Source organism: Emticicia sp. TH156, assembly GCF_002855535.1.
Taxonomy (GTDB): domain Bacteria; phylum Bacteroidota; class Bacteroidia; order Cytophagales; family Spirosomataceae; genus Emticicia; species Emticicia fluvialis.
In genome coordinates, this window is the sequence record NZ_PKRS01000005.1 from 350453 (window position 1) to 372091 (window position 21639).

At 44.2% G+C, this 21639-nt stretch carries 16 protein-coding genes; 12 read left to right on the forward strand and 4 right to left on the reverse strand.

Going from position 1 to position 21639, the window contains the following annotated elements; translation table 11 throughout:
• Positions 1-4: 4 nt before the first annotated feature.
• The 3 genes from C0V77_RS11955 to C0V77_RS11965 all read right to left on the reverse strand — a co-directional run bounded on the left by C0V77_RS11955 (position 5) and on the right by C0V77_RS11965 (position 5267).
• On the reverse strand, positions 5-3796 hold the full coding sequence (locus tag C0V77_RS11955; RefSeq protein WP_101726587.1) for a PAS domain S-box protein: 3792 nt from the start codon (positions 3794-3796) through the stop codon (positions 5-7).
• A gap of 156 nt (positions 3797-3952) precedes the next feature.
• Complete coding sequence (locus tag C0V77_RS11960) at positions 3953-4348, reverse strand: response regulator (protein ID WP_101726588.1); 396 nt, start codon at positions 4346-4348, stop codon at positions 3953-3955.
• A gap of 676 nt (positions 4349-5024) precedes the next feature.
• Entirely contained in the window at positions 5025-5267 is a 243-nt protein-coding gene (locus tag C0V77_RS11965) for a hypothetical protein (RefSeq protein ID WP_101726589.1), read from the reverse strand.
• A 331-nt stretch (positions 5268-5598) separates the two neighbouring features.
• Between C0V77_RS11965 and C0V77_RS11970 the strand changes: the two genes are divergently transcribed.
• The 12 genes from C0V77_RS11970 to C0V77_RS12025 all read left to right on the forward strand — a co-directional run bounded on the left by C0V77_RS11970 (position 5599) and on the right by C0V77_RS12025 (position 21282).
• On the forward strand, positions 5599-5841 hold the full coding sequence (locus tag C0V77_RS11970) for a hypothetical protein (protein WP_101726590.1): 243 nt from the start codon (positions 5599-5601) through the stop codon (positions 5839-5841).
• A 100-nt stretch (positions 5842-5941) separates the two neighbouring features.
• A complete protein-coding gene (locus C0V77_RS11975; protein ID WP_101726591.1) occupies positions 5942-6547 on the forward strand; it encodes a DUF416 family protein in 606 nt (201 codons plus the stop codon).
• Positions 6548-6699: 152 nt separating this feature from the next.
• Positions 6700-7374 (forward strand): hypothetical protein, encoded by a 675-nt coding sequence (locus C0V77_RS11980; RefSeq protein ID WP_143706078.1) that lies wholly within the window; start codon positions 6700-6702, stop codon positions 7372-7374.
• The gene (locus C0V77_RS11985; protein ID WP_101726593.1) at positions 7359-12674 is read left to right on the forward strand and encodes a phage tail protein; all 5316 of its coding nucleotides are present in this window, start codon (positions 7359-7361) and stop codon (positions 12672-12674) included. Before C0V77_RS11980 ends, C0V77_RS11985 begins: the two co-directional genes overlap by 16 nt.
• A 21-nt stretch (positions 12675-12695) precedes the next feature.
• Entirely contained in the window at positions 12696-13130 is a 435-nt protein-coding gene (locus C0V77_RS11990; protein ID WP_101726594.1) for a hypothetical protein, read from the forward strand.
• Positions 13131-13153: 23 nt separating this feature from the next.
• A complete protein-coding gene (locus C0V77_RS11995) occupies positions 13154-15100 on the forward strand; it encodes a hypothetical protein (protein WP_101726595.1) in 1947 nt (648 codons plus the stop codon).
• A 49-nt stretch (positions 15101-15149) separates the two neighbouring features.
• Positions 15150-15632, forward strand: coding sequence for a hypothetical protein (locus C0V77_RS12000; RefSeq protein ID WP_101726596.1), 483 nt, complete (start codon positions 15150-15152; stop codon positions 15630-15632).
• Between the two features lie 340 nt (positions 15633-15972).
• A complete protein-coding gene (locus C0V77_RS12005; RefSeq protein ID WP_101726597.1) occupies positions 15973-17058 on the forward strand; it encodes an SGNH/GDSL hydrolase family protein in 1086 nt (361 codons plus the stop codon).
• Between the two features lie 14 nt (positions 17059-17072).
• Positions 17073-17603: an N-acetylmuramoyl-L-alanine amidase gene (locus tag C0V77_RS12010; protein WP_101726598.1), complete on the forward strand. Its 531-nt coding sequence runs from the start codon at positions 17073-17075 to the stop codon at positions 17601-17603.
• Between the two features lie 34 nt (positions 17604-17637).
• On the forward strand, positions 17638-18156 hold the full coding sequence (locus C0V77_RS12015; RefSeq protein WP_158237951.1) for a phage holin family protein: 519 nt from the start codon (positions 17638-17640) through the stop codon (positions 18154-18156).
• Positions 18153-18536 (forward strand): hypothetical protein, encoded by a 384-nt coding sequence (locus tag C0V77_RS12020; protein WP_101726600.1) that lies wholly within the window; start codon positions 18153-18155, stop codon positions 18534-18536. Before C0V77_RS12015 ends, C0V77_RS12020 begins: the two co-directional genes overlap by 4 nt.
• A 223-nt stretch (positions 18537-18759) precedes the next feature.
• Entirely contained in the window at positions 18760-21282 is a 2523-nt protein-coding gene (locus C0V77_RS12025) for an NACHT domain-containing protein (RefSeq protein WP_101726601.1), read from the forward strand.
• Between the two features lies 1 nt (position 21283).
• On the opposite strand, the gene C0V77_RS12030 is transcribed toward C0V77_RS12025, so the two are convergent.
• Positions 21284-21639: integrase core domain-containing protein (locus C0V77_RS12030; protein ID WP_143706079.1), on the reverse strand; the 356-nt coding region annotated here is incomplete at its 5' end.

The following is a 21639-nucleotide window of genomic DNA, read 5'->3' on the forward strand; positions in this document are numbered from 1 at the left end:
TTTATCAGGCATGAAACCGGAGTGTGAAGGTGGTGCCTACGCCTTCGGCGCTTGCTACGCTGATGGTGCCTTGCAGGCTTTCCATCTGCGACTTGATCAGATACAGCCCCAGGCCTTTGCTATTGGGGCGGTCATGAAACCGCTGGTACAGGCCAAATATCTTGGCTTTGTGCCGTTCTACGTCAAAGCCAATGCCGTTGTCGGCAAAGGTCAGTTCAATGCCGTCGTCGGTTTTGCGGGTGGCAACTTCAATTTTCAGGGGGCGGTCATAAGACCTGTACTTGATGGCATTGGTGAGCAGGTTCATGAAGATGCTCTCCAGGTAAGTCTCGTTAAATATAACCGTCGGAGCATTTTGAAACTTCAGTTCTATTTGGGCGTTGGCCTCTTCCACCTGTGGGGCCAGTTGGCTGGCCACCTGCCTGAAAATATGCTCAAAGCCGATTTCTTTCTGCTCAATGTCTGAGGTGTCGCGGATTACCAGAATTTTCACCAGGTCGTTGACGGTATTGTTGAGCTGAATGGTTGAGGTCTTGAAACCATCCAGAATAGTGCTGAGGGTGGGGTCTTCGACAGGCATATCTGAAAGCAGGTCGAGGAAGCCCATCAGGTTTGAAAGTGGCGCTTTCAGGTTATGCGATGTAATGTAAGAGAAATTGCGGAGGTCTTTGTTGTTCTGGTTCAGGGTTTTAATGAGCTGTTCGCGCTCAATTTCCTGATTCTTGCGGTCGGTTATGTCGCGGTAGTTAACCACTACAGCACCCACGGCAGGTTCGTTCAGCAGATTCTGGAAGCTGGCTTCCAGCCATTTGTAATTTCCGCTTTTGGTCAGGCTGCGGTATTCAGCCCTTTTGGTAAGCGAGGGGTCTTCCAGAATACCCAAAAAAGCCTGCGACACCGTCTCCAGGTCTTCGGGGTGTATCAGGCTGGTCAGGTTGATGCCCAGTATTTCGTATTCCTCAAACTCGGTGATGCGCTTGCCTGCCGGGCTGATTTCTATCATAATGCCATCGGCTGTTACCAGGCTCAATCCGTCGCTACTGTTTTGCATCAGGCTTCTGAACCGTTTCTCGCTGTTGCGTATCAGTATTTCAGACTTCTTTCTGTCTGAAATATCGCGGGCTATTTTTGAGGCGCCGGTAATATTGCCGTTGAGGTCTTTAATGGGCGAAACCGTGAGCGATATTTCCAGCAGTTCTCCGGTTTTGCGCCTGCGCAGGGTTTCGTAGTGTTTGAGCGGGTAGCCGTTTTTGATGCGTTCCAGAATTTCCAGTTCTTCGTGCAGGCGGTCGTCAGGAATGATAACCGACGTGCTTTTTCCTATTACCTCTTCGGCAGTGAAGCCAAACATTTTTTCGGCGCTTTGGTTCCAGGTAAGGATGGTTCGGTTGAGGTCCATACTCATGATGGAGTCTTCAGACGAATTAACGATTGACACAAAGAGCGCCTGTTGTTCTTTAAAAAGGTGCTGCTCGGTTATGTCTTTAAAATTGGCCACAATTACCTTTACCTCGGGTTTATGCAGCATATTGGTAAAAGTGCCATCAATAATGATATAGCTGCCGTCTGCCGTTTGTTTGCGCAGGGTTACATCAATGGGTTGCTCGGGGTTGGCAAGGGCTTTGTCCAGGGTATCCTGGGCAGTCTGGCGGTCGTCCGGGTGCAGGTATTCTTGTATCAGTTCAATGTTGTCATGTTTTTTCAGAAACCCGAAGGCTTTCTGAAAAGACGGGCTCATAAATTCAATTTTGCCTTCGGCGTCAAAGAGCAGCAGCAGGTCATGGCTGTTTTCAAACACCGACCTGAACAGCGCTTCACGTTTCGTGATTTCTTCTTCGGCTTTTTTGCGGTCGGTAATTTCGCGGGCGGTCATGCAACTGCCAATAATCTGGCCGTCGGCATAAACCGGGTTCAGGGTATATTCAAACCAGCGGGTGTTGTTATCAGGAAACTCAAACGCACGGTCATACTTGATGGTTTCGCCTTTCATTGAGCGGGCAATCATTTCGGCGGCCAGTTGGGTATCCAGATTCACGGCCAATTCAAGCAGGTCAACGCCTACTTGCAATGGTTTATCGTCGTTCAGTTCAGCCACCTTCTGGGCGTTATGGTTAAAGGCCTTTACAATACGGCGGGTGTCCATCAGCAAAAAGGCCTCGGTGGTGTTTTCAAAGATGGTTTTCAGGTCTCGCTCCGAGTTCCGCAGGCGTTCTTCGGCTTCCAGCCTGGCCGTTATGTCCTGAAAATTAGCTACCAGCGCCTGAACGTTCTGGTCGTGCAGCAGATTGGTAACGTAGCCTTCTACCCAGATGTAGTGTCCGTCTTTGCATTTCAGGCGGTTGGTACGCCTGATAGTGCTGCCGGGGGTGGCCAGCAGGCCCTCAATAAGCGCCGGGCTTTCGGCGGCCTGTACAGGGTGCATAAACTCATGGTTGTAGCGGCCTGTTACCTCTTCGGCCTTAAAGCCCGTGTGTTTCTCAAACGCCGGGCTTACGTAGGTAATAAGCCCGTCTGGCTGTACCAGTATAATAATATCTTCGCCGGTTTCAACCAGCGCTTTAAACCTGCCTTCGGTGCGGGCCAGTTTTTCTTCTGTTTCTTTACGGATGGTGATGTCGCGGTAGTTGGCTACTATGGCGCCCACGTTGGGGTCATGCAGCAGGTTTACCATTACGCCCTTTAGCCAGATATAATGTCCGGTTTTATGTTTGAATCTGTATTGAACCGGTTTAGCAACGCCAGGATTAGCCATGATGTAATAAAAGGCTGCGGTAATCATCTCGAAGTCGTCCGGATGAATGGTGGCTTCCACCAGTTTGGGGTTGCTGTTTATTTCTTCGGGGGTATAGCCGGTTACGCGTTCAAAAGAAGGGCTTGAGTACACCACCTGTCCGTTATCGGTGGTGAGCATCACTATTTCTCCGGCGTTTTCAACCAGCGCTCTGAAACGGCGTTCGCTTTGTTCCAATAGTTTTTCGGCATTTTTACGGGCCGAAATATCATTTACAAAAGTGCTTGTTTTGATTTCGCCGTTAATGTCTTTATAAATAACTGTCGAGAACTCAATCGGAAACTGTTCGCCGTTTTTTCTCAGGCCGGTGGCAGTACCTTTCAGTTTGCCTTTTTTTAAGCCGCCCTGGCTGAACTGAGCGGCAAACTGGTCGAAGTCAACCAGCAGGTCGGCACTGTTCATGGCCAGAAGTTCGGGGCGGGAGTAGCCTAGCAGCTCTGTAGCGGCCTGATTAACCTCCAGTATTTGGCCTTCCAGGTTACTCAGAAAGAAAGCATCAATAGAGTTGTCAATCATGTGCTGGTAAACAATCTCGTTATGATGCTTCTCCAGCTCGGCTTTTTTCTGGCGGCTAAGATTGATTGATGAAACGTATGCGGCAATGATTTTCCTGTTGGCGTTATAAACAGGAATATAGCGCATAACAACGCAGAAAAACTGGTTTTTGTTTTGGGGCAGGTTCAGTTCTATATTCAGGTGTTCGCCATTAAAAACGCGGTTATAGTATTCTTTTACCATTTCTACCCGGCCACTCAGCACATAGTCCAGAATGTTTTCTCCGACATTTATTTCTATACCCAGTAAGTTCAGACACAAATCTTTGAAACCCCTGCTAAAGCCTGCAACTTTTAATTGTTTGTCTACAATAAGGTAGCTTTCAACCACGTTGTTTTCAAACAGATTTCTGTAATCTATGGTGTCAAAAAGCAACTCCGGCACCTCACTGCTGCTGGTGTTCTGGGTTTCGGGTAAGTTGCTTTCAGATGTAGAAGTTTTGTTGTTCATGAAAATCAGTTAATGATTCTACGGATTACGCCCGTCTGCATCACTGTATCTGCAAAATGTCACACAAAAGATTAAAGTATTTTCTTCTTTTTATAATATAAACGGCAGCAGCAGGTATGGTTATTGGTTTTAAAAAACCTGAATATCATTGCGTGGCTAAACATGAAGATTAGATAACGCAGCCATGGTAAGGGGCTTGGTTACATAATCAATTATCATGGGGTATTTACGTGCTCTGTCTCTTTCTGCCTGTTCGGTTGATGAAGACAGAATAACAACCCTGGTGTTTGGAAATATGTGGTAATAGCGGTTCGAAAACTCATCCAGAAAATCCCAGCCATTCATAATGGGCATATTCAGATCCAGGAAAATCAGCTCGGGTGCCTGGTCTGCTGCGTTATTTTGCAGCAAATCATGATAGAACTCTAACGCCTCTTTGCCGTTCATGCGGGTGGATATTTCCTTTGCAAAAAACGTCTTCTCTACTACCAGCTTTATCAGTGTCAATGTTATTTTATCATCATCTACACAAAGCAGCCTTTTGATCTTCATTCTTTAATTATTAGGTTTGGCAAATTTACTAACAACCCTGGCGCCGGCCTTCATCAAGCTTTTACCTTTATAAATTTTCAATCAATAGCATTTATTGCATGGTCTCTGTGAAAGAAAGGCTGCAAAAGTATAAACAAAAGCAAAGATTGTGCCTTTTCTGTACAATCCACACATAAAAGTTTACAAGCTGACGTATTTCAGGCTATTCCCGCCTGAATATCAGCTAATGTATAGCCATGCCCACGTATAAAGAGCAAAGCATTTCATAAAAAGTTTTATGGCTTAAAGAATAATTGTATCAGTCAACAGGCTTTTCAATAAAACAAACGGGTGTTGAATTATTGATTTCTTTGATAATGAAGCTTCTTATGTATCAATCGCAAAACCGGCCAAGGCAGCCGTTTGTATTATTTGCATTATAGGCCTCCGACTGATGCCGGTAAATTTGTTTAGTTTTCGTCTTTAATCAGGGTACTTAATGGGTAGTCTTTTATACTTTTTACGTTGGCAAAAGTTTATGAAAAAGACTACCTTATTTGTATTTCTATGATTAGAAACACAAATAAGTGTCTAAAATTAGAGTTATACCAATTAGTTATCAAATTTTAGGGGTTAATCTTATCAGACGGGTACATACTACCACACCGCCGATAGTTGGCCACCCTGTTTATGATTTTCAGGAATGATATACCGCAATATGAACGGTGTTGTTTTGTGCCGGTAATAATACCGTTGACCTGAACCTGATTTTTTCGGCCTCAAAGTAGTCGCTCAGCTTTTTCAGGCGCTCTGCGTTGTGGGCCGGGTTTTCAATAGATATTGTAATGACGGTTTCCTGCTCAGTGATTCTTGCAGGAACAATATCGCTGCTCTCAATGGCATTTAATACTTTTTTCCTGAATTCTTCAAAGTTTTTCATACGTTACAAAAGGGATTAAACACGGCTTAAAATTTATTCTGCCAACTGAAATACCTGCGTGTACGGATGACTGTTTAATTATGTGGCTTTAAATTTGCTGTAAACTTAAACAAAATTAATAGTTTATTATTGGAAACAATAAAAACTAAATTTTTTTTATTGGGGATTTGTAACCGCTGGCTCAGGATGGGCTTGCAGTATGATACCGTTAAATTTAATTTTACGGAATTATTTTCTGCTTTTTGGCATTATGCCATTGAATGCCGTATTTTTGTTGCCGAAAAACGTTGGCTACCGGAGTAATAAGCCGGATTGACGCCATATTTAACCTATGAACAAAACGATTGATAACCTCAGAGCCGAACTGGTGGTGGTGCTTGAGAAATATGACCTGCTCTATGAAGACATTACTGTTAATGCCGGCAGGGGAGAGGTTGCCATTACGTTTATCCGTAAGTTTAATACGCGTCTGCTTCAACATTTTTTCAGATTCCTGAACGAAGAAAACATCAATTACAGCAGCTATTTCTGCACCAGAGCAAAACGCATCAAGGTGCTGGTAAATATGCCCTGAGTTATGTACTACCCGGGTAGGGGCCAGGTATATGCCGCCCCTGTTACTCAAAATACTTTAACCAAACTGCTATGTGTGGCCCTTACCAGGCGGGCCGTACATGAAAACCGCTATGGATTATTTCTTAAGTGTTGTGGAAGACAGAATAGCCGCGCTTTCTTTTAAGCAACAGGTTTTATTTACGGCTCTTATTTGTGAAAAACTATTGCCCAACTACATTGAGTTTTACAGGCGAACCAACCGCGGAGACCTGGAGGTGTTTGAAGAGGCTATGGTTATTCTGTATCAGTATCTGCAGGATATGCCGCTTGGTGAAAACGAGCTGGAAAATACCTATAACCGGATAGTGGAAGCCATACCCGAGCCCGCCCATTTTAAAACAGCGCTAACACCGTATGCCGTAGACACCGCCACCGCCTTTGCCGATGCCATTGAGTATCTGCTGAGCCAGGATATAGGCTATGTGGCAGGGTCTTCTTACCGCGCGCTGCAAACGGTTACCAGGTTTACCAGCTTTTTGTTACAGAAAAATGGAGATAATGAACAAGATAGCGCCGTTGCGTTTACCCGCAGGGAAATTGAACGCCAGACCATAATACTGACCCACCTGCAGGATGCAGAAATGAGCCTGCCGTTTATTGCTTTGATGCGCGAAATGAACAAGGCAGACGGGCCGGTTATTGACTGGAGTCTGTTGGGTATGTAAGGTTTTTTTTACCTGGCTTATGTAGCTGCTGAGCAGCGTTTCAGGCCGCTGGCATGGCTTGCTTGTGTGCAAAATATTTTTTCGGTAATTATGCTTATATTATAAGTATAAATGTTATATTTGTAACAGATAATTATAACACACAACCGGACATGCCAATACATGAGCCGGGCACTGAATCCACAGGAATAACTTATACAATTGACGGGCTGGAGTTTCTCTCAGACTACGGCGTGTATGTAACTGCCTCTAAAGGTATGCAGGATATGCCGCCCCTGAAAGAACCACAGATTGTTGATTGGCCCGACTCGCACGGAACGGTTGTTGATTTAGCTGCCCCCCGATACACCAATCGCATAATTGAACTGGAGTGCTTTATGAAAGCATCCGGCAAACTTGATTTTTTCAGAAAAATCAACACTTTTCTCAATGCCTTTCAGAAGCCCGGTTTGCGCAGGTTAGACATCCGCATTACCGACAAGCCGCTGATTTACATGGTATATATTGCCGACGGCGTGAATATAGACAAGCGCTGGTACCAGCACGAAATGTTTGGCACTTTTACGCTGAAACTCGTTGAGCCGTCGCCGGTAAAGCGATTGTACGTACGTACAGGTATTACCGTTAGTATGACAATTACTACCAAAAACCCCATTGACATCTATTGGGGAGACGACAAAAAAACACTGAATGTTTTTGGTAGCCAGGTAAATGTAACGCATGATTATACTGATGGCCCCGGCCCGCATTTTATACTGCTGTGCGGTGTGATTGAAGAAATTGAACCCATTATAACCAATGCCGAAGAAGTATGGAACAAATACTGATCTATCACCCCAACGGAACATCAGAACCCATCAACGACCACGGCTCGGTGAGTGTGATAAAAAAGGCCGAACACAAGAAAGTACTGCTGGGAGAAGACATCATTACCATGACGGTAGAAAGCGCCACGGTGCGTAATTTCGGCATCGGTGATTACATTCAACCACCGGGGATGTCGAAATACCGCATCAATCAGTTGCCAACGGTGGCCAGAAACGCCAACCGGAAATATCAGTACGATATTAACTTTGAAGGCCCCCAGTATGACCTGATGCGGGTGATGTACCGGAACTCTGACCAAACCATGGTGAACAGCGCCGCCGATTTTTTTCTGATGGGTAATCTGGAGGCTTTTCTGAACGTGATTATCAACAACCTGAACCGGGTTTTTGACGCAGGCACATGGGCCCTGGGCGATTTTCCGGCAGATACCGAAACCCGGAACCTGTCTTTTGCCGGCGAAAACTGCCTGACCGTGCTGCAAAGGCTGTGCGACGAGTACAAGCAGCAGTTTGTGTTTGCAGAAACAGACACCCAGACCGTGCTGCACGTGCGCACCCTTGGCACGGCGCTTAACTACAATTTTAAATACGGCCAGGGCAAAGGCCTTTATAAGCTGACACGCGAAAACGTAGATGCCAAAAACATGATAAACACCCTGTGGGCGTATGGCAGCTCTAAGAATATCCCCAGCAATTATAAGGGGTATTCGCCGCGCCTGCGCCTGGGCGATGAGGAAGACGAACCCGCACTGGAGGCCAATTCAATTGCGGCTTTCGGGAAGTTTGAAGGCAGCGTAATTTTTGAAGAGATTTATCCGCATCGCACAGGCTCGGTAACAGGTATTAATGAAACCAACGTGTATATGTTCAGCGATGATACGATGGATTTTGACCTGAACGCCAAAGATGACAAAGGTAACTGGTTGTATGTAACCGGTAGTGTGAAGCCGAAAGTGATTTTTCAGACCGGCGATCTGGCCGGGTATCAGTTTGATGTAATCAAGTATAACAGTAAGCTGTTTACGATTAGCAAATATACCGACGAACGCGGAATGGAGTTTCCGACACCGTTGCCTGAACCTGAAAACCCCGATGGCGGCCCCGGTGGCAGCACGGGCGACGGTGAGGGCAACGACCCGGGTGACGGGTCTGGGGGTGGTGGTGGCAGCACAACCTGGCGTGTAAGTGCTACCGCAGCAGCGGAGGAGAGCAGCACACCAGCGTTCAGGATAAAACCGGGCGATAAGTATATTCTGGTTGACATTACCATGCCGGAGTCTTACATTTTGGTTGCTGAAAACAAACTGGCCGACAAAGTAAGAGAATACCTGGATATGTACTCTTACCCGACGTTGAAGTACTCGCTGGAGCTGGACGAGGTTTATCTGAAAAGCCTGAGCCCAACGCCCAATATTTTTGAAGTGGGCGACACCGTGAATATTGAAGACGAGGTGCTGTCGGTCAATAATCGCATCAAAATCGGAGAATATACCCGCGACCTGCTGCGCCCTTACAAGTATCAGCTGGTAATTCAGGACGTGCAGAATACCAGCATTATCAAGCGAATTATAATTAATGGAAGAACTACAAAGGAGTTAGAAAAAGACGCGGGTAAGAACTTTCCGAGTCGACCTAAAAATGACAAGATTCAAAGGGACCCAACTCCAAAGATAGTCGATACATTAAATTATTCACCGACTGTAAGTCTGGGACAATACTCTGATACAATTGATCTGGGTAACTATACCACTTTGCTAAAAAATCATGGTTCAATTTTCTTTTTTAATCAGAACCAGTTGTCGGCGCATCTGGATGTTTCTTATCTAAAGGCTAACAGAACCGTAAAAGTACCCGACAAAAACATTACCATTAACGACTGGCAAGACCTCATTAACGTACCCACTGCCCTGAATGCCCTCATAACAGAAGATGAAGTGCTGGTGTTGGGCAAAAACAATGCCCGCATTGAGCTGGGCGGCAATGCGTCTGAGATCAGAGTCAATGGCCTGCTTGATTTTGGCGGCGGAAGTATTTTCAGAAATTATCTGCCCGGCGAAAGCGATATTGACGGCCTGGTGCTGAAAACAAAGTCTTTGCTGATGCCCGACGGCCCGCTGATTGCCAAAGCCATAAATGTGTGGGATAAATTCAGGATTGATATAGAACCCGACAACAGCCGCACGAATCTGGCAGCCGCCAACCGGTTGTCGCTGCAAGGAGAGGGGGTTGACGTGCGGTCGACGGATGAAGAAAAAGACATCAGCTTTTATCTGGGCAACACCAGAAGTGTAATACTGAATGCCGACGGGCTGGGTATTGGCGTAGAAGCGCCGGAATATACCCTGGATGTGGCCGGTGATATTAACACAAGCACTTATTATAGCATCAACGGGGTGCGCGTAGGCGAATGGGGGCAGTTTCAGGAACATGCGCAGTATGCCTCTTTGGCCGATATTGACAACTGGGGTGTAACTTTTACCAGCGGCATGGCTGACGATATGCCCGGGACAGCTGCCCAGTGGCACGTATTTAAGCTGGGAATAGGCGAGGAGTATCCCGAACAGGCTACTTATCTGGCCTTTGGCCGCCCTTTTGATGGTCAGTTTGATGGCCGCCTGTATCTGCGCGGCAGGTATGGCGAGGCCGATTCCGGCTGGTTGAGCTTTGGCGCCGACTGGGGCCAGTGGCAGGGGCATGAGCAGTATGCCTTGCTGGAAGATATTGATAACTGGGGGGCTGCATTTCTGAACGGCACAGATCCAGATATGCCCTACGAGGCCACCCAATGGCATGTATTGAAGCTCGGAATTGGTAAAGAATACCCCGACCAGGCTACTTATCTGGCTTTTGGCAGGCCATTTGCCGACCACTTTGACGGCAAACTGTATGTGCGTGGTTTGTATGGCGGCACCGATTCGGGCTGGATAGGCATTGGCGGCGACGTAAAAGAATATGTGTTTGACAGAGGCGAATATGAAGCCAGGTATAAAGGCCTGCTGATAGAGGAGATAGACGGTGACGAAGGCGTTTTTATTGGCAAAGACGTGGTAAACGGGGGAATTGTGCTGGAAATGAACGTGGTGTCGATAGATTCTCCCGCTGTTACCACTTACCAGAACTGGATAAACCCCGCAGACGGCAGGCTGTATTATATAGACCCTGCATACCCTAACACCCGTTACAAATATGTGCTGGAAGGCGAAGACGCCGAAGGCGGGCTATATACAGGCGCATTGCCCATTTCGGTGTCTGGCAACGTGATATCCATCTCCATGGCTGGCAGTGGCACGTCGGGTGCTTTATCAGCCTACGACTGGAACAACTTCAACAGTAAGTTCAGCCTGCCGGCAGGTGGCGCCAACGGTCAGGTGCTAATGAAAAGCGGCAGCACGGCCGTATGGGGTACGGTGGGTTCAGGCGGTAGTTATTCAGGCGCAGGGCCCATTAGTATCAGTGGGTCGGTTATATCAATCGCCACGGCCGGGGCAAGCCAGGCAGGTGCATTAAGCGCAGCAGACTGGCTTAGCTTTAACAATAAATTTACCCTGCCCGCCGGAGGCTCTGAAGGCCAGGTACTTACCAGAACAGGCAGCGGTACAGCCTGGGCAAGCGTGAGCGAAGGAGGGCTTTATACCGGAGCCGGGCCCATTGCTGTAAGTGGCGCTGAAATCTCTATTGCTGTGGCTTCGGCCTCACAGGCCGGCGCACTGAGCGCAGCAGACTGGGCGGCGTTTAACAACAAACTAAACAAACCCGCAGGCGGCAGCAACGGGCAGGTGCTGATGAAAGACGGCAGCAATGTTGTTTGGGGCGATGTAGCCGGTGGAGGCACCTATGCAGGTAATGCCCCTATTTTTATCAGTGCCGGGTTTATTTCTATCTCAACTGCCAGCAGCACGGTTACGGGTGCTTTAAGCGCCGACGACTGGAATACCTTCAACAACAAAATGCCCATGCCTGATAACGAAGGTGTAAGCGGGCAGGTGCTTACCAAATATGGCAGCAGCACCCGATGGGAAAACGCCGGAGCCGCTTACACAGGCAACCTGCCCATAACGGTTTCGGGCAATTATATTTCTATTCAGCAGGCCACAGCGGCGCAATCGGGCTACCTGACTTTTGGCGACTGGAATACCTTCAACAGCAAGTTCAGCCTGCCGACAGGTGGCAGCAACGGGCAGGTATTAATGAAAAGCGGTGGCTCGGTGGTATGGGGGTCGGTGAGTTCGGAGGGTGTATATACAGGTACATCGCCCATATCAGTTAGTGGCGGCAGTATATCCATTCAGCAGGCATCGGGTTCACAGCCGGGCTATCTGAGCACCTCAGACTGGAATGTCTTTCATAGCAAGCTCGCCAGTCCGGTCATGAGCGGTTCTGACGGACAAATGCTGATGCTGAGTGGCGGCTTGCCCGTTTGGGCAGATGCGCCCGCTGGCGGCACCGGTTATGTGGGTAATTCGCCCATTTTTGTATCGGGCAATCATATTTCAATAAGCATGGCGGGTAGTACGTCGCCGGGCGCATTGAGCGCCGACGACTGGAATACCTTCAACAATAAAATGCCTATGCCCGAAACGGGTACAACCGGGCAGATACTGTACAAACTGGGCAGCGGTGTGCAGTGGGCCGATGCACCATTGTACACAGGTACATCGCCCATATCCGTTACAGGCTCGGTAATATCGGTTGCCACAGCCGGGGGTAGTCAGAAAGGTGTTTTGTCGGCCGAAGACTGGAATACCTTCAATAATAAATTCAGCCTGCCGTCAGGTGGCAGCAACGGGCAGGTACTAACCAAAAGCGGCAGCTCGGTGGTGTGGCAAGACAACAGCTATACGGCGTCAGGCCCTTTGTCAATCAGCGGCAACAATATTCAGATTCAATACGCCAGCGCCGCCAATGCAGGGGCTCTGAGCGCATCTGACTGGACGACGTTCAACAACAAATTATCGCCGGGATTCACCACTACCGAGATAAGTACGTTCAGGAATCAGCTGAAACTGGACAAAGAAGAAGTAGGAGGCTACCCCGTTGGCTTGCAATTTAACAGGCTGTCGGGCGGCACAGCCACGCAACTGGGCGGCGTTTATCTGGACACCGACGGCAGCGGAACCCTGTGCATGACGGCTTATAACAACGCTATGATAGCTATTGTAACCGAGCATGGCGACATGGAATTATCAGCCGGAGGTAAAGTCATTATTCAGGGCATTGAGTTAGACATGACCGGCTTTGCCGTAGGAAAAGTGCTGATGGCCACAGCCACCGGCAAAGCAACCTGGGTAACCCCTTCATAAGTAAAAAATAAAGCTACAAATATGACCAACAACGAAGCGCTGACCATAGCAGCAAACTATGACGTGATTCTGGAAATGACCGGAATTGATTTTGGATACTCACTTGAATTGCTGGAAGAAAGCAAAAAAGTAAAGCCCGTGCAGGATTCGCTCGAAAACGTTCAGAGCCTGCTGACTAAAAAGCTGAAGCCTCTGCACGAAAAGAAAAAAAACGCAGATACAGCCCCGGAAGAACAGGCCGCTCTGGATGCCGAAATAAAAGCAGAAACCGAAAAAGCCCATGCCGAATGGAACAGAATAACAGAGGCAGCATTTGCGGGGAGTTTCAGGCCGGTTGAATTAAGCAAAATACCCACCGACACCGAAAGGCTGGACAAACGCCTGAACAAAGACGGTATAAGTATGGTAAGGGCGGCGCTGCTGCTGCTGTCAAGAAAAGGGTTGGTAAAAAAATAAGCACAAGTTTAAACAAAAAGGATATGGCAATCGGTGTTAGTCCGCTGGTAGATGCAGAGGGTGAAGTATTAGTAAAAAAAGAGGGAGCAGACCACTTTGCGAAGGTATTTAAGCGAAAAGTGGGCAACCAGATGCAATACCTCTGGTTTACGACCGACGCCACCGGAAAGCCGCTGAACAGAGGCGGGCAGGTAAAGGGTACGTCGCTGGAGGAGTCGCTCACAGAAGCAAAATTAAATATGCCGGTGGTGTACAGAGCAGTGCCTGTGCTGGAGAACCCCAATCTTAACTGGGAACAAACGGTATTGCCCGGCCTGATTTCCGGCTTAACGGATATTCCGAACATGAACTCGCTGGGTTTGTCAGTTTTTCCATCCGCTCCGGTGTCGCCATCTGGCAATATCAGGGCCGAATTATGGTGGGGCGATGCGCCGCTTTTCAGAGGAAATGCCGAGGGCATCAGAGCATTAGGGCTGGCTACCGCCTTTGACCATAACCGGGCGTTTGATACAACGGCCATGCCGGTTTCAGAACGCTACACCTGGAACATTCCGCCTGAGCGTTACGCTTTTGATTCTGTTGAGCAAAATGAAATCAACGGAGCCGGAGAGTACAACATCAACATGTTTGGAGCCGGAGGTACGCGCCGCGACAAAAACAACAACGTTATTAAGATTCCGCGTGTGCACTGGGATATTGAGCTGGGTAGCTGGACTGAGGCCAAAGCAGCCGCTTTTTACAAGGGGTTTCATAATGCTGCTTTAGCCGACAACCCCGATTTTGTGAGTATCGTATATGGTAAACCGGCAGTCAGGCAATACAGGGCATTCTGGCGGCAAAGTAGCTTTTATTATGATGGCGATGCAGTGCCAGACAGGCAGAAGCTGTATCCTTTCATGAAGGCCGGAGTTAACTATCAGGAGCCGTCTGGCGCGATTGATGCGTACTTTCAGCATAAGAATATTTACTTTAATATTCTTTATTCTTATCCGTCGGCGCCATTACCGCTCAGCACAGCCATGTATAAGAAGTCGGGCGGGGCGATAGTGAACGACGGAAGCGGAGAGCGCGATTTTGTAGACCACGGTTTTGATGAAGTTCAGCGTGGCCTGAACATGCACTGGTCGCCGAATGAAGGCCACGAAAACGACCCTGTTAATGATGATCAGGGCCCTTACAAACACTGGATACATGAGGCATTTCTGGCAGTTTACGGCGGCTATGCCCATTATGCCAACGCGGTGTTTAACCTGAGAGCCTTTGCCGGAAGCAATGACATCAGCCATGTTATTAACGGACCTTACAAAACCTGCTGGATGCTGCGCACAACCAACGAAAGCAACAGTTGGACAAACGCTTACCGGCCGCTGGACCGATACACGACCAAGCTATATGTGGTAATGGGTTTTATGTTTACCGACAAGGTGCTTTGGTGGGCAGGGTGGACAGGCACGCTGGGCTTTACTGACGACGGAAGTGGTTTATACCCTTTGACAAACGAAGGAAGCGCTTTAACGCAAGCGGGTATTGAAGGATTAGACCCATACCCAAAAAATGTGCATCTGGGCGCTGAGCGGCAGTCGCTGGCCATTAGTTATGCCATACGGATGAAAAACCGTGACTTCGGCCTTTACGGTAGTAATGACCAACTTTGTGTTTTTACAGACCCGATGCAAATACAGCCACGTGCAGAGTTAATCGGGCTGGGTCGTCTGAGAGCCAATCATCTGGATATACTGCTGGCAGAGCCGCGGCTGGAAGCTGGCGAAACCCTGTCCGTAACGATTGGTAACACGGTGAATGGCGTAACTTTTACCCGTGTGCTGAACGAAGGAGGCATAAAGGACCCATTGTGGGAGACATTCACGTTTCCGGGTGCAGGAAATCTGACACCAGGCCAGGTTTGGATCCAGTACACTTCAATCAAGGGTGTAGCAGTAAAGAAGAACGGGTTGCACGGGGATGTCTGAATCGGTGCATAAGATTAATTAGTGTCCAGAAAATTTAAAGACGGTTTTTATGAGTAGCACAAAATTGGCATTAGGGTATGTTAGTACCGACGAGACCCGTCCGGACGTAGGCGGGCTGTATAGAGTTATAGTGGTTGAAGAAGGATTGAAGTTGTTAGCGAGCCAGGAGGAAGACGACATTACTCTGAAGATACTTCCGCAGGAACTAGGGCCTGAGGCAGCGCCCACCTTTAGTGGATTAACCATAACCGGAAACGCGGTAACAGGGCTAAACAAAGGCCAGGTAGGTTTAAGTAACGTAGACAACACCTCAGACGCCGCAAAGCCTATAAGCGTAGCTCAACAGGCGGCATTGAGTGGTAAATTAAGTTCTGTAACCGTGAGCACCTACGCTGAAATGCTTGCCCTTACAGTTGAAGTTGATACTTTGGTGCGGGTGGAAAACGATGAGAGGAAAGGAATAAAGAGTGCAATTTATATTATCTATCCTAATGAAACATTGTTATGGATTGCTGCGACTGAAGAAATGTAGCCAACTTTTTAAAAATTTTGAAAGTATTTTTTTATTCAATTTTTGAGTCTATCAATGTCATTTATTCAAGTGCTAATTATTTAAAATTAATAATCTAAATGTACTGTAAGATTTATGAATTTGAACCGGTAATTTGATTTGAAGAACTTACATTTTTTTAAATGTAATAATCGATTATATCACTATCAATTTTATAAATTTCATGGGTAGTTAAACAGAAAGAAAAATGTTTTTTTTCCAATTTAATTAAAAAAAGTATCAACATTGGATTTACCTAAAAGACAGGAAGGAAATTCATTAGGATCAGAATTAGTTTTTTTTCATTTTAAACAATTTATCTATGTTTCCGGTTTCTCAACAGTATAATAAAGAATATATAAGTAGACTAATGCAAGAGGGGGATGGTGTTGGTAATAATGGAAGCATATTAATGTCGTATTCCGCCAATAACGGAATATTTCCATCATCAACAATTGGAGCTGGAGAAGTAATTGGGGGTATTTCAGTTTCTCACTTAAAGGCTTTATACATTGACAGCATTATAGTCCATTCTAATAAAAAAGCATTATTTTTTGTGCAGACCGGGGGCAATTTAGGGTCTGGACTAGGGCTTTCCGGCGTTGGAACTTGGACAGCAAATGCAAATGTTTTCGCGACTACGCCTGATGGAGGGGGTTCTGTTGTAATTCCTGTCCATTTAATAGCTAATGGAGGCTATCAAGGTCAAACTTTAGGTGCCGCGATGACTTGCTTTGTTAGAAAAGTTTATGATTCCGACAAAACAAATTGCGACTTTGGTGTAACCTACATTGGCAAATACTTGACAGATGATTTTAATATAGGTGCTAGCAAGATAATTTTATGGAAGGGCGATTCAATTTCAGATGGCTATGGCGTTACAAATAAGTTAAACATGTTAAATTGGAAAATAAGGAATAGGTTATTTGATAGAACTCCTAATGGGGTAAGGTTAATCGCAAAAACTTGGGGAGGAACAACTTCAAAATGGTTTGACTACTTAAGGAGAAATTCATATTTTGATTATGAACAAGTTGATTATATTTTTTATCAGTTGGGAGTAAACGATGCTGTTCAAGGCACCAGTGAAGCAGAATATTACGTTAACATAAAATCTGAGATTGCCTACAATAGTATTAAATATCCAAATGCAAAGCAAATTTATTTAGGGGCTTCACCGCGAAATAACGGTACTGAAGAAACAATCCTTGAAAATTTAAGAAGAAAAATGCAATTAGCAGTTTATGAAGCAGCAAATCAAAATGTGTTTTATTGCGACCTTGCTAATTCCTTTGATAGGACTGTCCTCTCCAATTATTACCTTAACGATGGAGTTCATCCAAATAATTCTGGCCACCAAGCAATGTTTAATGTTCTTGACTCATTCTTAACAATGAACATGCTTTAGCCCTAACTCACCCCATGCAACTAATAATAACCGCCGGGCATAACCGGAAAGACCCGGGTGCTGTGTATGCCGGGAGAAATGAGGCGGAGGAAACAATCTGGCTCCGCAATGCTGTTACTCAATCGTTGAGGGAAAGGGGGGCGCAGGTCTGGAATGATAACGACGCCTGGGATTTAAGCCAGACCATTACTGAAATCAGGAAAATCTCTCAACCTGGCGATATCATCTGCGATTTCCATTTTAATGCCGGTGGCCCCACAGCCACCGGATGTGAGGTCTTCGTGGCCGATGACGCCAATGCCACCGAGCTTGCGTTGGCTAAATCATTGGTTGATACCATCGCCTCAACGCTTATTATCAGAAACAGGGGCGTAAAACGCGAGCGCGACAGCCAGCATAAAAAGCTCGGCATGATGAGGCCTCCGGGTTTAAATGTACTGGTTGAGGTCTGCTTTATATCAAACAAATATGATATGCAGCAGTATGATACTTTTTTCGACTTATTGGTTGAGGAAATGACAAACGTACTGGCCAGCAAGTTTTAGATTACCAATTAATTTCCACACAACAATGAAAACAATGATGCTTAATTTCAAACAGCAAATCATAGACCATCCTTACATGGTGTCATTTTTTGCTTTACTGTCTACGCTGCTCAAATTTGTGGTGCAGTCGTGGCAGGTAGACGGTGTGCTGTTTATCTTCCTTTTTTTTATGATTTCAATTGATACGTATATTGGTGTACGGTTGGCTAAAAAAACCGGTACTTACGACTATAAATTGTTGAAAGAAAAAGGTGTTAAAAAGGTGCTGGGTTATGTTATTTTTCTGATGGCCCTCTGGACCTTCACGATGATGCTCTTCCTCATGAACATCAAAGACGGTGCGCCTTTTGTTGACAGCTATTACCTCAATATCCCGATGATGACCTCCATGCTGTTTTTTGCAGGTATCGAATTTCTGTCGATTAAAGATAATCTGAGCCGGATTTTCGGCATCAGAATGCCAACCGCCGTGATAGACAAAGTTGAAACTTTCATTAGCTCTGGCGGAGATGCTGACCAGATACCTAACCCATCCAACCAAGCCAGACAATGAACCGTATCAGACAAATCATATTGGGGGTATCCGTTCTGGCAACCATCGGAGGCACCATCTGGGCGCAGGGAGCATTCAGAAAACTGAAAGATTACAAGGTGGTTACCAAAGAAAACAAAACGTTGGTGGCCGAGAAAAAGGCACTGCAGGACTCCCTGCGGATTCATAAAGAATGGCTGGCCAAAAGCCTGATAGACACCCGCAACGCCACCGAACTTTACAGCCTTAGCAAAGGCATGACGGCCTCGTTTCAGTCGGTCATTGCCATAATGCGCGACAGCGTTATCAAAATCAACCGCGACCGCTCCAAACTGGAAGCCCGCGTGCTTGAACTCCAGAAAGACCTCGAAAAAGCCAGACAGAAAAAGAAGCTGTTTTGATTTTTTACAAATAATGGGCTTTATAAACAGCCAATCCGTTTGGGTTGGTTGTTTTTTTTGTATATATACAGATTTGCATATATACAAAATTGTATATTTCCTCTTTTATAGAATTAAAATTATGCCAAATTATTTTCGTAAATTTACTTCAAGGTATAATAGTTTCAATCTTACTGGTTGAATACTAAATAGAATTTAAAATTTGAAGGTTTTTAGAACAAAGATGACACCACCAGTTAATCCTACACATGCAACCCTACATTATCATGAACTTTCATGGCAAAACTTTGAGCGGCTAAGTAGAGATTTAGTAGAGAAAGAATTTCCGAGACTTTTAAACGTAAGATTATATCTTAGCCAAGGGCATAGACAAGAAGGTATTGATATTAGAGGTTTTAATCCTGAAGATAATAGATTGGTGTGCATACAATGTAAGCAAGTAAAGGATTTTACGCATAATGACTTGAAAGAAGTAATAAATAAATTTTTAAGGGGAAAACTTGTATCAGAAACAAAGAGATTTATTTTAGTAACGAAAGTATGTGTTAATGAAAAATTTGAAGAAGAATTAAGGAATTGTGAGAAACGATTGAATGAAAAAGATATTCTTTTTGAACTTTGGGATGAGCAGAGGTTGAATGTTTTACTTAAAAGATACCCCCAAATCGTGCTCGATTTATTTGGACTTGAATGGGTAAGGGAGTTTAATGGTGAACATGCTTTAGCTGGGCTGATTTTCAAGCCTAAAAGAATAGAATACGCATGTCCAAAGTATTATCAACAAAGAGTTTTGCACTGGATTAAAAATGAAGGTAATGAAACTGTTCAAACTTCATCAATAGATATTTTCAATAATAGTCTTGAAAAAATCCCAAATTTAGTTTTAATCAAAAGCGAGGCGACAATTGGTAAGTCAACCGAACTAAAGTTTATAGCTCATTACTATTCTTCTGTTGAAAAGGATGTCTATTTCCCAGTTTTTATTTCTCTTAAAAACTATTTAAATCAGGAAATTCCAGATTTAATTACCAAATACATTTCTAAGTGGGAAAGTATTCCAAAGAGAGAACTTCTGTTGCTTTTAGACGGCCTTGATGAAGTAAAGACAGAAGAAAGAGAGAATTTTCTGAAAAGATTAGGTCAGTTTATTGAGGCTAATCCTGATGTTACTATCGTTTTATCTTCACGTACCAATTTTGTGATTCAATCTAGTCAATTAAAGGAATTTGAAGTATTTACCTTAGCTGAATTTAGTGACTTTAATATACAAGAATATGCTTCGTTACTTTTATCTAAAAACGAAGTCGGAAACTTTTTGGATTTAGTTAATTACAAGAATATTAAGCATTGGTTAAGAAACCCTTTTTGCTTACATCATTTTATTGAGTTTTATAAGAAGGATTTAAATAATATACCAACAACGAGAGTTCAATTGATTGAGAGAATTTTTGACCTTAAAATCAACGAGGATTTTACTAGGTATGGGATTGATTATTTTGAGCAAAATTCTTACTTGAAATTATTAGAGAGGCTTGCATTTGCAATGAATCTTCTTGGTCGGAATAGTTTAACTTTCATTGAATTATATGAAGTTTTTATAGGTCAGGAGTTCGAGAAATTAAAAAGGATGAGCGTTATAGAGGTTCCAGATAAAGATATTTCTTTTGAGCATAATATTTTACAGGAATACTTGGCTGCTAAAGTTCTTTCTTATTTGTCCTGGACTGATTTGTTACAAGCAATTACTTTTCCTCCCGATTTTCAAAAGATTAAGCCTAAGTGGTTTAATACAGTTGGAATCTTGCTTGAAATAATACCAGCTTCAAATTTATTATTTGAACGTCTTCTTAATTTAATAGTTGAAAAGGAACCAAATATTCTTGTGAGCATTGAATACAGGTTTTTTCCATATAAATTAAGATTTGAGGCATTCAAGAAAATTATTTCTGCACCAGAAAGAAAATATAGAAAATGGGAGATTTACGGTGATAACCTAATAGGATTTGCAGGTTTAAATGAAAATCCTGATGTATTAGAGTATTTACTTGACACATTAAAAGGCAAAGAATCTTTTATAAAAAAGGAGGCACTACATTGTCTATATGGAAAAGAAAAGCAAAAACTATGGCATCTAAAGAGTGAAATGATTGCTACTTTTTGCGAACTTCTTCAAACTAATGAGAAAGGTATTATTGAAGCAACAATTGGAATAATCATTAATCTTGAACTTGTAGATAAAAAGATTACCAAAATATTAGTAACTAAGGCAAAGACTAAGGATGAGTATTGGTTAATTGAAGATGTGGTCGGTTACTTAAATATATCCGGAGAGTTGGAAGAATATTTGGATGTTTATATAAATGCAATCAGGTTATTTGAGGAAACATTGCAAACAGGAAACGGATCTTATCATTTTACAGGAGATAGTTTATATCAAGGTTTGGCGAAAATTAAAAGTTCAGATTCTCTAAGGATTATCTTAGATTTTTTATTAGAGATTAGTGTTGATTTAGATGCAAGACAATCTTTTCTAAATTGGGGGCATTATTATAAAGAAGAACTTTTTAACGTTCTTTTTGATAATATGTTCTCAGCTTTTAACCAAAATGAAGAAATTTATAAAAAGGTATTAATGCTTTTTTTAAATTCTAGCACATATCAAGAAAATAAAATATCTAAATGTTTTTTAGCCTTTTTAATTAAGTCAAAATCAAAAAGAGAGGTATTTGACGTGGTTCATTTTTAGTTTACACTTTTTGCGAATTATTAAAAGACAAATATTTACTTTTTGAACCTATTTTTTGGTAGTACAATTCTTCAAAAGCAATGGGGTTGGAATAATTTATTCCAGAATGCAATCTTGTGTTGTTATAGTACCCATCAATATATTCGAATATAGTACTCCTTAAATTTTCAATGTTTTCATAGCCTGCTTTTGGTATGACTAATTCTGCTTTAAGCCTACTCCACAGAGATTCAGCGGCGGCATTGTCGTAAGGGTCATCTGTACGGGACATACTTTGTTTTAATTGGAAAGTTTTCACTATCGTCTTCATTTGATTGGATAAGTATTGCCCCCCTCTATCAGAGTGGATGATTAATC

What these genes read in the sequence shown, in the direction of transcription:
- C0V77_RS11955 (WP_101726587.1), bottom strand. Translation starts at nt 3,796, where the DNA reads ATGAACAACAAAACTTCTACATCTGAAAGCAACTTACCCGAAACCCAG.
- C0V77_RS11985 (WP_101726593.1), top strand. Translation starts at nt 7,359, where the DNA reads ATGGAACAAATACTGATCTATCACCCCAACGGAACATCAGAACCCATC.
- C0V77_RS11960 (WP_101726588.1), bottom strand. Translation starts at nt 4,348, where the DNA reads ATGAAGATCAAAAGGCTGCTTTGTGTAGATGATGATAAAATAACATTG.
- C0V77_RS11965 (WP_101726589.1), bottom strand. Translation starts at nt 5,267, where the DNA reads ATGAAAAACTTTGAAGAATTCAGGAAAAAAGTATTAAATGCCATTGAG.
- C0V77_RS11980 (WP_143706078.1), top strand. Translation starts at nt 6,700, where the DNA reads ATGCCAATACATGAGCCGGGCACTGAATCCACAGGAATAACTTATACA.
- C0V77_RS12015 (WP_158237951.1), top strand. Translation starts at nt 17,638, where the DNA reads ATGATGCTTAATTTCAAACAGCAAATCATAGACCATCCTTACATGGTG.
- C0V77_RS11990 (WP_101726594.1), top strand. Translation starts at nt 12,696, where the DNA reads ATGACCAACAACGAAGCGCTGACCATAGCAGCAAACTATGACGTGATT.
- C0V77_RS11995 (WP_101726595.1), top strand. Translation starts at nt 13,154, where the DNA reads ATGGCAATCGGTGTTAGTCCGCTGGTAGATGCAGAGGGTGAAGTATTA.
- C0V77_RS12005 (WP_101726597.1), top strand. Translation starts at nt 15,973, where the DNA reads ATGTTTCCGGTTTCTCAACAGTATAATAAAGAATATATAAGTAGACTA.
- C0V77_RS12025 (WP_101726601.1), top strand. Translation starts at nt 18,760, where the DNA reads ATGACACCACCAGTTAATCCTACACATGCAACCCTACATTATCATGAA.
- C0V77_RS12000 (WP_101726596.1), top strand. Translation starts at nt 15,150, where the DNA reads ATGAGTAGCACAAAATTGGCATTAGGGTATGTTAGTACCGACGAGACC.
- C0V77_RS11975 (WP_101726591.1), top strand. Translation starts at nt 5,942, where the DNA reads ATGAAAACCGCTATGGATTATTTCTTAAGTGTTGTGGAAGACAGAATA.
- C0V77_RS12010 (WP_101726598.1), top strand. Translation starts at nt 17,073, where the DNA reads ATGCAACTAATAATAACCGCCGGGCATAACCGGAAAGACCCGGGTGCT.
- C0V77_RS11970 (WP_101726590.1), top strand. Translation starts at nt 5,599, where the DNA reads ATGAACAAAACGATTGATAACCTCAGAGCCGAACTGGTGGTGGTGCTT.
- C0V77_RS12020 (WP_101726600.1), top strand. Translation starts at nt 18,153, where the DNA reads ATGAACCGTATCAGACAAATCATATTGGGGGTATCCGTTCTGGCAACC.